Annotated in this window: 11 protein-coding genes; 7 read left to right on the top strand and 4 right to left on the bottom strand. The window is 66.5% G+C overall.

The window, feature by feature from the left end; all coding sequences use genetic code 11:
• Positions 1-238: 238 nt before the first annotated feature.
• Positions 239-1,084, bottom strand: a complete 846-nt coding sequence (locus FJY73_06620; GenBank protein ID MBM3320332.1) for a hypothetical protein — start codon at positions 1,082-1,084, stop codon at positions 239-241.
• 412 nt (positions 1,085-1,496) lie between these two features.
• On the opposite strand from FJY73_06620, the gene FJY73_06625 reads away from it, so the two are divergent.
• From FJY73_06625 to FJY73_06655, 7 genes are all read left to right on the top strand, one after another.
• A complete protein-coding gene (locus FJY73_06625) occupies positions 1,497-1,862 on the top strand; it encodes a hypothetical protein (GenBank protein MBM3320333.1) in 366 nt (121 codons plus the stop codon).
• 285 nt (positions 1,863-2,147) lie between these two features.
• A complete protein-coding gene (locus FJY73_06630) occupies positions 2,148-2,990 on the top strand; it encodes an ABC transporter permease (protein ID MBM3320334.1) in 843 nt (280 codons plus the stop codon).
• Positions 2,977-3,756 carry an ABC transporter ATP-binding protein gene (locus tag FJY73_06635; protein ID MBM3320335.1) on the top strand — a complete coding sequence of 260 codons (780 nt, stop codon included), beginning with the start codon at positions 2,977-2,979 and terminating at the stop codon, positions 3,754-3,756. The genes FJY73_06630 and FJY73_06635 overlap by 14 nt, the downstream gene beginning before the upstream one ends.
• A 9-nt stretch (positions 3,757-3,765) precedes the next feature.
• A complete protein-coding gene (locus FJY73_06640) occupies positions 3,766-4,941 on the top strand; it encodes a glycosyltransferase (GenBank protein ID MBM3320336.1) in 1,176 nt (391 codons plus the stop codon).
• Complete coding sequence (locus tag FJY73_06645; protein ID MBM3320337.1) at positions 4,938-6,197, top strand: glycosyltransferase; 1,260 nt, start codon at positions 4,938-4,940, stop codon at positions 6,195-6,197. The genes FJY73_06640 and FJY73_06645 overlap by 4 nt, the downstream gene beginning before the upstream one ends.
• Positions 6,185-9,070: a glycosyltransferase gene (locus tag FJY73_06650; protein ID MBM3320338.1), complete on the top strand. Its 2,886-nt coding sequence runs from the start codon at positions 6,185-6,187 to the stop codon at positions 9,068-9,070. Before FJY73_06645 ends, FJY73_06650 begins: the two co-directional genes overlap by 13 nt.
• A 2-nt stretch (positions 9,071-9,072) precedes the next feature.
• Positions 9,073-10,062, top strand: a complete 990-nt coding sequence (locus tag FJY73_06655; GenBank protein ID MBM3320339.1) for a GNAT family N-acetyltransferase — start codon at positions 9,073-9,075, stop codon at positions 10,060-10,062.
• A 49-nt stretch (positions 10,063-10,111) separates the two neighbouring features.
• Here FJY73_06655 and FJY73_06660 read toward each other — a convergent pair whose 3' ends face one another.
• The 3 genes from FJY73_06660 to FJY73_06670 all read right to left on the bottom strand — a co-directional run bounded on the left by FJY73_06660 (position 10,112) and on the right by FJY73_06670 (position 11,973).
• Entirely contained in the window at positions 10,112-10,576 is a 465-nt protein-coding gene (locus FJY73_06660; protein ID MBM3320340.1) for a hypothetical protein, read from the bottom strand.
• Positions 10,573-11,145, bottom strand: a complete 573-nt coding sequence (locus tag FJY73_06665; protein MBM3320341.1) for a hypothetical protein — start codon at positions 11,143-11,145, stop codon at positions 10,573-10,575. Before FJY73_06665 ends, FJY73_06660 begins: the two co-directional genes overlap by 4 nt.
• A gap of 177 nt (positions 11,146-11,322) precedes the next feature.
• Positions 11,323-11,973: a T9SS type A sorting domain-containing protein gene (locus FJY73_06670; protein MBM3320342.1), complete on the bottom strand. Its 651-nt coding sequence runs from the start codon at positions 11,971-11,973 to the stop codon at positions 11,323-11,325.
• Positions 11,974-12,078 lie beyond the last annotated feature (105 nt).

The raw sequence follows: 12,078 nt of genomic DNA on the forward strand, positions 1-12,078 counted from the left end.
CGTTCTCGCGATCGGCTTCGATCCGAACCGCCCTTTCGGGAAGGAAGGGACAAGGCTCGTCGTCACGGCCGAGGCTCCGAGCAAGACCGTAGATGCCTCGTGGGGGAACTTGAAGAAGCTGTTTCGGTAGCGTACGCTGCGCGCCGAACAACGAAGGCCCCGAGGATCTCATCCTCGGGGCTTCGAGATTCCGCGCGCAGAGGTCGCTCGACCCGCTTCTCGGAACGCGCGGTCTGGACTAGCGGACCAGAATCATCTTCCTCCCGAACGAGGCCTTCTCCGCATCGAGACGATAGAAATAGACGCCGCTCCCCGCCTCGCGCCCCAAACGATCTCTTCCATCCCAAACCGCCTCGTGCGCCCCCGCCTCCGCGTTCCCCGAAAGAAGCTCGCGGACGAGATCGCCCGCGAGGCCGTACACCGCGAGCCGAACCGGCGAACCCCGATCAAGATGGAAACGGATCACGGTCGCCGGGTTGAACGGGTTCGGGGCGTTCGGCTCGAGGACGACGCGGAGCGGCGCTCCTTCGGCGACGTCCACGACCGGCGAGACCGGCGCATACGCCGCCTGAAAGATCTTCTTCGTGCTTTGCTTCTGCACGAAGATCATCGTGTGAAGATCTTCCTGCCCGAGCGGCATCTCGTACTTCCACGTGTATTGCAGGGAATCCCCCATCGTCAGCGTGATCCCCTGCCCGCCTCCCCCGGGGACCATGTCGCGGAAGATCCGGCTGTACGGAGTCCCGTAGATGCCGTTCGTGTCCTCAACGACCGCGAGGAAAAGAAGGAAGCCCCCGGCCGTGTCCACGGGGACGACATCGAAGGAAACATTGACCGAATCGGCGCTCCGCGTTTGCGAGGTGACCCGGATCCGCATTTTGCTCGGGACCGAGGTGCAGCTATCGAGCGTGCTCCGAAGATAACTATAGAAGCCGTTGTAGGTCGCGAACTGATAAGGATCCTTGAGCCTCCTTCCGTCGAAGCGGAAGGTGGGGAGATAGTTCACGGCGTAGTAGCTGCGGCGCGTGTTGATCTCGGAAGAGTTGTACAAATGATAGAGATCGGCCGGATCGGGCCAATGCACGTGATAACGTACCGGAGCGACCTGCCCCGCGAACTCATCAAAGATCTTGTCGACCGAATCCTTGATGGCGTTGCATTGCGCTCAAGCCACGTTCGTGAACTCTTCGACCGCAACAACCCGCGGGACCGCCCATGCAGGAGGCGCGACGAGCACGAGCAGCGCCGCGGCCATCCATGCGTGCATCCGCATGTCGCATGCCCCTCCTCTGCTCAAATGACTTGGACGGGAGGATCCAATCGGCTGCAGTATACCACGATCGAAGCCCGGAAGGCGACCAGAATCGGCGCCGGCAGGTTCGGAACCCAGCGGCCCGCCCGGTGTTGTTTCGAGCGTTGCTTGGCGTTAGAGTTTCCGGCGGGGTGGACGCGCCCGCTGCGGGGGATCGTCCCATAGAGTCCGTAAGGAAATCGGCATGAAAGGGTATCCCATGAGATGGAATGCGTTCCTTGCCGGTTTGGTCCTGGCAGCCGTGGAGCCGCCCGCGGAGGGCCGGGGGGCGGTCGCGCTTCAGTCCTCGGCGGACGGGACGGTGCGGAACTGGCGCCCGGAGGAGGGGAACCTCGTCGTCGGCGGCCACGAACGAACTTGGTGGACCGCGAGCGGAGAGGCCTGGGAGCTCACGCTGCAGGGGACGTGGAACCGCGCCCCGACGATGGACCTCCCGGTCCCCATCGCCTCCGTGCGGCTTCTCAGCGAGAACGTTCTCTTCACCGTCGACGACGATGTCTGGCACCTCGCCGAGGAGGGATGGATCCGGGCCGACCGCTTTCCACGGTAGAGAAGAGCCATCGCCGCCCGCACGGCACGCGAAGAGCCGGACGCTCCGAGCTCATTCCCCCGCAATGAGTTCGAGATGACAGCCGCGGGCATCCCGGGTCAACTATTTCCACAAACCGGCCGAGAAGTAGAGGGACGAAGAGCGCCGAGGGCCCTGCCGATTCGGCCCGATCCACGGGCGGGCCCGATCGACCGGCGCGCACCCTTGACGAACAGGGCGACGCGGGCGGGTTCTCTCGGCGGAATCGGAAGGCGGGAAACGTGCCGCCCGGCGGCGAGGAGAGGCATGAGCGTGCCGATCGAACGATCCACGGAATCGGGAGGGCCGGGGGCGGCGCATCGGGGAGTGATCGCCGGGCGGGCGAGGGAGCTCTGGCGCTTCCGCTTCATGCTGAGGAGCCTCATCCTTCGCGATCTCAAGGTGAAGTACAAGCGATCGACCCTCGGTTTTCTGTGGACCTTTCTGAACCCGCTCCTCACCGTCGGGATCCTGATCGCGGTCTTCCGGATCGTCATCCGGATCCCGCTCGAGCACTACTGGGCGTTTCTTCTCTCCGGGTATTTCGCGTGGAACGCCGTGCAGCACATGCTTCTCTCCTCGTCGTACATTCTGCAGACCCACTCGGGGCTCCTCCGGAGCACGGCCTTTCCGAAAGAGGTCCTCCTCTTCGGAGCGGCGATCTCCCGGCTGATCGAGCTTGCGATCGAGCTCACGCTGATCCTCGCGGTGCTCGGCCTGGTTCACCATCAGGGGGCGCCGATCGGCTTCGCGTTCCTTCCCCTTCTCATGCTCCTTCTCGCAATCACGACCGCGGGCTTCATGTTCCCGATCGCGACCGCCTCGGTCCTCTTCACCGACGTTCAGCACACGCTCCCGATCCTCACGACCTCGCTCTTCTACCTGACGCCGATCTTCTATCCCGCCGACATGGTCCCGGAGTCCTTTCGCGGGCTCTACTTCGCGAACCCGTTCGCGCGCCTCATCACGCTCTTCCATCAAGCGCTCTACGAGGGGCGCGTTCCGGACGGCGGGCTTCTTCTCGGCACCGCGGCCATCGCGCTCGGTCTTTTCGCGGCCGGGTACGCGATCTTCAACCGGTACAAGGACGTCTGCAATGAGCTCGTCTAGCGCGCGCCCCGTCCGCATCGAGTGCCGCGGCGTCTGCAAGCGCTTCTACTATTACAGCCACAAGACCACCACGCTTCGGGAGTGGTTCATCCGCGCCGTCATGCGCCGTCCCCTGCACGTACGGAGCCACGAGTTCATCCTTCGAGACTTCAATCTTCGCGTGGAAAGCGGCGAGGTCGTCGCGTTGATCGGCCGGAACGGCTCGGGGAAGAGCACGGCGCTCCGGCTCATCGCGGGGATCTACGCGCCGACCGCGGGGACGATCCGCGTGAACGGGCGCCTCGCGTCGGTGATCGAGCTCGGGGTCGGCTTCCACCCCGATCTCACGGGCGCGGAGAACGTCGAGCTCGCCGCCGGAATGATGGGGCTCGGCCCGCGCGCCCTCCGGCAACGATACGAAGAGATCATCGATTTCGCGGAGATCGGCGCCTTCATCGAGATGCCGATGAAGTACTACTCCACTGGGATGAGCGCGCGCCTCGCCTTCGCGGTCTCGATGTGCGCCGATCCGGACGTCGTGCTGATCGACGAGGTGCTCGCCGTCGGGGACGAGGCGTTCCGCGGCAAGTGCATCGAACGGCTCGCCTCGTTCGTCGAGCGGGGCGGGACGATCCTCCTCGTGAGCCACGAGATGCCGACCGTCGCGAACCTCTGTCACCGCGCCGTTTGGATGGAGAACGGCCGCATCCGAAAGGCCGGCCCGGCCGACGAGGTCGTCGCGGCCTACCAAACGGAAAGCGGCTCCCGATCTGAACTTGAGGAATGAACGATTGCGATGAGTAGCTCTGCTCTTGATTTCGATCTCATGTCGCCTCTCCCGGCGATCGATCTCTCCGAGAAACACGCGCGCGCCTTCGTCGTGGTCCGCTACCTGGGAAGACCGGTCGGCGCGGCTTGGCTGCCGGCGGCGGACATCCGCGACGGAGGAGAATCGCTGCGAGAGACGCTCGCGGAGGCCGGCGGGAGAGCGCTTCGGCTCGCGCGCCTCGAAGACCGGATCGGATGGAGGCCGGTTTCCCCGCTCGACCGCCCCGCGTCCCCCGCGACCGTCGGCGTCTGCACGCGCGACCGGCCGGAGGATCTCCGACGCTGTCTGGAGGCTCTCCGCCGTATGCCGGACGATGGACAGGAAGTTCTCGTCGTCGACAGCGCCTCGTCTTCCGACGAGGTGGAACGAGTCGCGAAAAGCGTTCCGGGAGTTCGATATCTCCGCGAGGAGCGGCCCGGTCTCGACCGGGCGCGGAACCGTGTCCTTCGCGAGGCGCGCCGTCCGATCGTCGCGTTCACGGACGACGACGCGGCCCCCGAGCCTCTCTGGCTTCGCGCGCTCGCCCGCAACTTCGAGGACCGGCTCGTTCTCGCCGCCACAGGGCTCGTTCTTCCTCTCGATCTTGCGACGGACGCGCAGGAGTGGCGGGAGCGGTTGAGCTCCTTCGCGCGAGGCTTCGAACGGAAGATCTTTGAGGCCGCGCGCATGAGCCCCGCCGCCGCGGGGCACGTGGGCGCGGGGGTCAGCATGGCTCTTCGAAAAGACGCCGCCGATCGCGTGGGACCTTTCGACGAAGCGCTCGACGCAGGAACGCGCACCCGCTCCGGAGGCGACACGGAGATGTTCGCGAGGATCCTCGCGGCCGGCTACCGCATCGTCTACGACCCCGAGGCGGTCTCGAGGCATCGACACGCGCCCGGATGGGACGAGGCCCGCGCGACGTTCTTCGGGTACGGGGTCGGCGCGTACGCCGCATGGACCCGCCTTCTTCTCTTCGAACACGAGACGACCGTCCTCGGCCACGCCGCCGCCTGGTTCTTCAAACATCAACTTCCGGCTCTCGTCCGGTCGCTCCTTCGAGTTCCCGGCAGCGCTCCGGCAGATCTCCTCTGGGCGGAGCTCCGCGGCTGCGCGGCGGGGCCCTTCGCCTATTTCCGAGCGCGCGCGGAGAACGGACGATGATCGCCCCATGCACCCGCCCGGAGTTCCTTGAAGTCAGCGTGATCGTTCCGACGCGGAATCGAGCTCGATTTCTTCTTCGCCTTCTGGACGCGCTCCGCGCGCAGACCTTTCCGGCGGACCGCTTCGAGGTCCTCCCGGTCGTGAACGCGACCGAGGACGACACGATGGAACAGATCCTGCGCTTCGACACCCCGTTCGCGCTTCGACCGATCGAAACGGACGCGCCGGGAGCCGCCTCCGCTCGCAACCGCGGGGCGTCCGAGGCGCAAGCGGATCTCCTCCTCTTTCTCGACGACGACGTGATCCCGTCCCCCGGTCTCATCGAAGCGCACGCGAGCGCGCACGATACGGCCGAACGGTTCGTCGGCATCGGACCCTACTACCCGGTTCATCTACGAACCGTTGATTTCTTCCGAATCGCCACTCGAAACTGGTGGGAGGATCTCTTCATGGAGATGGGGAGGCCCGACCATCGTTTCACGTATCGAGATGTCCTCTCCGGCAATCTATCGATGCGGGCCGATCTCTTCCGTGCGCTCGGAGGGTTCGCGCGCGATTTCGCCGCGTGCGACGGCGAGGACTGGGAGCTGGGGGTCCGGGTTGTTCGGCGCGGAGTCCCTGTCCGATTCCTCCCGGAGGCGCGGGCGCACCACCTCGAGCACGAGACGATGACGCTCGAACGGTCCTTCGTGCGCGCCCGACGGGAAGGCCGCGGAGACGCGCGCATCTCTCGCCGCTTTCCCGAGCTTGAGCCTGCTCTCGCGCCCCCGTGGGGAAAGCCGTGGGATCTCTCCCGAAGGCGCGCGCCGGTTCTCCTCGCGCGCTGCGCCCCGCGGACGTGCGAGGCTCCCGCGCGGGCGCTTGCGCGTCTCCTCCCCCTTCTCGAAGGCATGCGCATGCGCCGGAGCTGGAAGTGCGTCTATCACTTCATCCGAGGATACTGGCGTTGGAGAGGGTACTTTGAAGAGATGCGGGCAATCCGCGCCGAGCGAGATTCCGGTACTCCGTCCGAGGAGACGATCGTGCTCGAGGAGACGACACTTCTGCTCGACGAAGGGATCGAAGAGGCGCTCCGGAGGGTGGACCGAGAAAGACCGTCGGCCGTCCGGATCATTCATGGCGGCCGCGCGATCGGGACGATCTCTGCGGTGCCGGGGGCGGAACCGCTTCGGGGGGCTCATCTTCGCCGAATTCTCGGCGGGGCGCTCGCGGACACCCTGGCTGCGAACGGGGAGGACGGCGATTGGTCTCGGTGATCATTCCCGCTCGGAACGCGGCCGACACGCTGCCGGACACGATCCGATCCCTTGAAGATCAAACTTTCTCGAAATGGGAGGCGATCGTCGTCGAGAACAGCTCGACAGACGACACCGCGATCGTGGCCGAGCGCTTCTGTGCGAGAGACGCGCGCGTCCGAGTTCTCCGGCACCCCGGCGGGGGCGCGAGCGCGGCGCGGAACGCGGGCCTCCGCGCGGCGCGCTTCGACTGGGTTCTCTTCCTCGACGCGGACGATCGGATTCAGCCGACCTATCTCGAGAAGATGACCGGGGCTCTCCGAGGCGACCCGCTCCTCGACGGGGTCTATTGCGGTTTCACGCGCGAGACGGAACGCGGTCTGCCGGGAGGATCCGACCTCCACGAGGACGACAAAGACCTCTTCCGCGTCTTCGCGCGCTGCTGCGCTTGGAGCATCCACTGCGTTGTCGCGCGAAAGGCTCTCGTCCAGGAAGTCGGCGGGTTCCCCGAGGATCTCGTCACATGCGAGGATTGGCTTCTCTGGCAACGTCTGTTCCGGGCGGGGGCCCGTTTCGCCCGCGTCCCCGAGCTGCTCGCCGTTTACCGAATCCGTCCAGCTTCCGCTTCACAGGACGGGCTCCGGATGGCGCGCGACACGATCCGGGTCGTCGGGATCGGCCACGGTCCCGACCCGGCCGTCCGGAGCCCGCGTCCCGAGCACGCGAGGGGTCTACCGGAGACGGAGGTGGGCGCCGCGCGCCTTGCGGCCCTCGCGTGGCCCGCAGCCCTCCTCGTCGGGCACAGCGAGGACGGCCGGCGCGTCCTCGACCTCGTCCCAGGCGATCGTGATCCGAACTTTTCACCGGAGATTCTCGCCTATACCCTCTTCCATGCGGCTCGCCTCACACGGTCGCTCCCCGAAAACGCATGGATCGACCTATGGCCCGAGGTGGGGGGCCGGGTTCGAGAGCTGCTCGACGCGTACGAGAAACACACGGGAGCCCCGCACCTCGCGCGCCGCGCGATGCGGATCCTCGAGTCGATCGTCCTTTCGACGACCGACGAGAATCGCTCGCTGACGTTCGGGTCGCTGCGGAAAGTCGGTATCGAGCTCTCCGAGAAGATCCCGGAGCTCGCGGCCGGACCCGGCGTCGAGAGGGTCGATTGCGCGCTCGCTTTCATGGGAAGACCGGTCGGATCGGTTCACCTCCCCGTTTGCGATGGGATCGTTCCCTCGGCGGTTCTCGCGGACGCGGTCGCAAGCGAGGATGCCTATTCTCTCCTCCGCCTCTATTGGGAGGAGCTCGACCGGGGAAGGTTCCGCCCCGGGCGTTCGTTCCTTTTCAAGATCGCGCGGCGCGCCGCGCGAGCGGCGGGGTCGCTCCTAGGCAATCGGAGACGGGATTTCGAGGAGTGGGCGCTCGCCACGATCGACGAGTTCGCGTTATCGAGCGAGATGGATTTCGGGAAGGACTCCGGCCCGCCGATCCGCGTCGCCCGAGAGGCGATTCCGCGCGTGGAGTTGTGCGCGCCGATCCCGAACCTCGAGGTCGAAGGAGGGGAAACCGACATCGTTCTCGCCTTCGCGGGGCGTGCGATCGGGAAAGTTCGTGTCCGCGCTGACCGAGGGATCGTCCGCGCGAGCGAGCTTCGCCGCGCAGCGATCGAAGCTTGCGGTCTCGACCTTTTTTGCCTGGTTGTTCGCGAATCCGTCCTCGAGCGTTCGCTTCGGGACGGCGTCCCGCTCCGGGAAAGGCTTCGAGAGAAGCTCGAGCGAACGCAGGCCGAGAATCGCTCGGGAGAGGCGGCCGGGTCCGACCCCGCCCGGGAGGCGGCCCTCTACGGATTCAGGCCGGAAGGAACGGTTCTGTTCGCCCGCCGGGATCCGCTTGCCGTCGGCACGAGCGCCTCGCGCCGCGCGGCCTTCCCCGCGAACGCAGTCCCCGACCTCCTCGAAACAGCGCGCGCTCTAGGGGAAGCGAGTTTCGTCCCTCCCGAATCGGCCGAAGAACCGCGCCGCGCGCTCTATGTGCCCGAGTGGATCGCGCCGGTGAAGACGCGAAGCGCGCGCCCCTTCGCGTGCCCCGATCCCCGAAGAGTCCGCGCGCGGAACACAGCGGTTCGTTTCATCCAGCGCGCATTCCCCACCGCCCGCCGGGCACTCGGCAAGCACGCGATCGCGGATCGCCTCCCGATCCTTCTCTACCACCGAATCGCGGAGGACGGACCCGCCGAGCTCGCGCGCTACCGCGTCTCCCCTGCGGCGTTCGAAGAGCAAATGCGCCACCTCCTGGATCGCGGATATCGGGCGATCGACCTGGACGAGTGGGCGGAGGCGAGAACGAGGCGGCGGCAAATCCGGGGACGCGCGGTTCTCATCACCTTCGACGACGGCTATGAAGACTTCGCTAGGAACGCCTGGCCGATTCTGCGCGCGGCAGGATTTCGCGCGACGGTCTTCCTGGTCGCGAATCTCGTCGGGAAGCGCGCCGTGTGGGACGATTCGGTCGGGGAGGGTGCACCGCTCCTCGGAGAGGATGCGGTGCGCGCGCTCCAAGAGGAGGGAGTTCTCTTCGGCTCTCACGCGATGAACCACGTCCCCCTCACGGCGCTTTCCCCGGAGGAGATCGTGCGGGAGGGGACCCAATCGCGGCGCGAGCTTGCCCGTCTCCTCGGGGAACCGCCGCGGGCCTTTGCGTATCCCTTCGGGGACGAGGGAGCGCTGGTCCGGCATCTGATCGGCGCCTCCGGCTATGTATATGGGCTGACGTGCGACCACGCTCACGCCCGTTACTCGCATCCTCTGCTCGCCCTGCCGCGCCTGGAGGTGGAGGGGAGCTTCACGATCGAGAGGTTCGCCCGGTTGATCGAGACAAGAGAGAAGGGGATCTGAAGATGAGATGGGAGGCGCGCGGCTATCGTCCCGGAGACGAAGAAGCGATTCTCGAGCTCTTTCGGGTCGTCTTCGGCGAGGCGAAGATGACGCTCGCGATCTGGAACTGGCTCTACCGAGAGAACCCGGAGCCGGATCCGATCATCGGCCTCGCCTTCGATCAGGAGACCCGCGCCCTCGTCGCTCACGGCGCGGTTCTTCCCCTCCCCGCGCTCCTCAGGGGTCGCCGCGCGACCTTCGGGCTCGCGATGGACGCGATGACCGACCCCGCGGTCCGCGGAGCAGCGCTCGGGCGGCGCGGAGCGTTCGTCCTCGCGGCGGAACAGGTGATCGGGAGGATCGTTCCGAGAATGCCTCTCGCCTACGGATTCCCCGGGGAGAGGCATCTCGCGCTCGGCCGCCTCCTCCTCGGCTACGAGCCGATCGGGCCGGTCCCCTCTCTTGGGCGCGCGCTCGACCCGCCGGGGGAGATGCGTCGCGAGAGGTTTCTGGCGCCGTGGAAGATTCACCGCGTGCTACGTTTCGGGGTCCGCGCCGACGAGCTTTGGAGGGCGGTCCGCCGAGACTACCCGTTGGCCTTATATCGCAATAGTCGATATCTAAATTGGCGTTACTTTAAGATTCCCCATCATCGCTATCGGGTCTTCGCCCTGACCGGCCGCCTCGGTCGATGGAAAGGATGGGCGGTCCTCTCCGTGGAGGGGAAGACCGCGCGCCTCGTGGATCTTTTTGTCCCGAGGGGGATTCCCGACGGGACGGAGTCCCTCGTCCGAAGGGCGCTCGATGAGGCGGCGCGAATGGGCGCCGAGCGATGCGTGGCGTGGATGCCCAAGCACTCCCCCGGTCGACCTCTTCTCGAGAAGCTCGGCTTTCTTCCAGAGCCGGAGGAGGAGCAGGACTTCCTCGCGGTCCGGATCCACGATCGAACGCTCACGAAAGAGGCCGTCGAGCGGAGCTTCCACTTTCAGATGGGCGACTCCGACATGTTCTAGCCTTGCCCGCCGAATCAGCGCAAAGAGAGCCGGAGGAGAACGCGGCCCCTCAAACACCGGCTCCTTGCGCGCCCCCCGCCTTCCTCGCCGTCCGGCTCATCACCCAGAGGGGGACCGAGACAAAGACGAGCGCGTCCCCGCTCTCGACGAAGACCGTGAGAGCCTGCCCCCTCTTCTCGACGAGGACCGTCTCCTCGTCGCCCCGCGCATCGACGAGGACGAAGTCGGGCCGATCGCCGAGCCGGTCGAAGAAGACGCGCGCCGCTCGGGCGCACTGCGCGGCCTCCTCGGGCATCGCGTGAAAGACCTCGTTCGGAAGGAAGGGGAGCACCGCCGCGACCGCGATCGAGGGGATGGCGAGAGAGACGTTGTCTCCCCGGCATCTCTTCTCCCTCACCTCGACTCGAATCGGCCCGCCGCGCTCGAGCGCGAGCGCGAGAGTCGCCCCGGCGGCCGAAGCTGCGAGAACGGCCGCCCCCGCGAGCGCCCAGATGACTCTCGCGCGCCCCGTCATCGGACGCCTCCCGAAGGATCGGCGTCGATCCAAATACGCACGGTCGAGTCCTCCTCGTTCACCACGACGATCTCACCCTCTCCGCTCGTGCCGAGCGCGCGGATCGCGGCGAGGACGTCGAGCTCCTCCCCCTCCCCCGAGGCGAGCGCATCGAGAACCGAGAGATGGAGCCGGATGTCGACGGTCTCCGGGATCGTGCTTCCCTCCACTTCCTCGCGGGCGCGCACGAGCAAGAAGTCCCCCTTCTTCGTGACGCGCACGTCCTCGTCGATCCCCTCGACCGAGATGTACTCCCCTTCCCTCGCCTCCCGCACCGCCCTCAGGATCTTCCGTATCTCCTCGGTCTCGATTTCCTGGTCCTCGATACGGATCTTCCCTCCCGACATCTCATCCGTCCGGATCGTCTCGAGAACCGACTCGACAAGCTCAAAGGGGAGGTTGATGCGAACCGTCTCTCCCGCCTCCCCCCGTTCCTCGACGAACACGTGCAGCCATCTCTCCTCGCCCGCGTTCGCACCGGCGGCGAGGAGAGCGATCGCGAACGCGCAAAGGATCGCTCGGGTCTTCATCGTACCCTCCCTGATCGGCGGCCTCGGTTCCCAAATCCTCTCGACTACCCTTCCTTACGACAGACGAGAGGATCGGTTTCCTCGTTCGGAAGATCGGCGGACGGCGCGGCCCTGGAGACCTCGTGCGGCCGTAACTTCTTATGCGTAAAAGCGTTCCGTCGCCCGACCGGCGGGCCGTCATCGGATCAGCACCATCTTTCTTGCGAGGTGGGCGTTCTCGGTGGCGATTCGGTAGAAATAGAATCCGGTCGGGAGGAGTTCCCCCCGAGCGTTCTTCCCGTCCCAGGGGACGACGTGGACCCCCGTGGCGCTCGGCTCATCGACGAGCGAGACGACCCGCGCGCCGGCCGCGTCGAAGATCTCGAGCCGCACCCTCTGCGGCGCGCGGATCTCGAAGCGGATCGACGTGTTCGGGTTGAAGGGATTCGGGCGGTTCGGCTCGAGCGCCAGATAGCGCGGATCCGGGGGAATCGGAGAGGCGCCCGCCCGATCGTGGATTCGAATGCTCACGGAAGCCGGCTCGGAGTAGTTCGGGATCTCGTCGAACGCGAAGACGGAGTAGTAGTAGGTCTCCCCGGGCAGAATCCCTTGATGCAAGAAGGATCCCGATTCGCCCGGCCGGGCCGGGAAGCGCCCCCCCTCCTCTCCCTCCTCGGGATGCGCCGGCGCGCGTTCCCTCGAGAAGCGGACGAGGATCCCGGCAAGGTCGGCGTCCGGCGGGTTTCGCCAAGTCACGGTGACCGTTCGCTGGTCTTCGGCCGGAAGAAGAGCCGCCGAGAGACCCAGTGCGAACACGAGCGGAAGAAGACGCGCGTTTCGACCGATCACCTTTCCCACCGATCCGGAGCGCCGCGATCCCCGGCGCCGGCACCGCCGAACGAACGAAACCCGAGAAGACCCGAAAGCGAGGGCGGGCGGTGGACGCGCCCGCCG

Source organism: Candidatus Eisenbacteria bacterium (assembly GCA_016867715.1).
Classification (GTDB): Bacteria; Orphanbacterota; Orphanbacteria; order Orphanbacterales; family Orphanbacteraceae; genus VGIW01.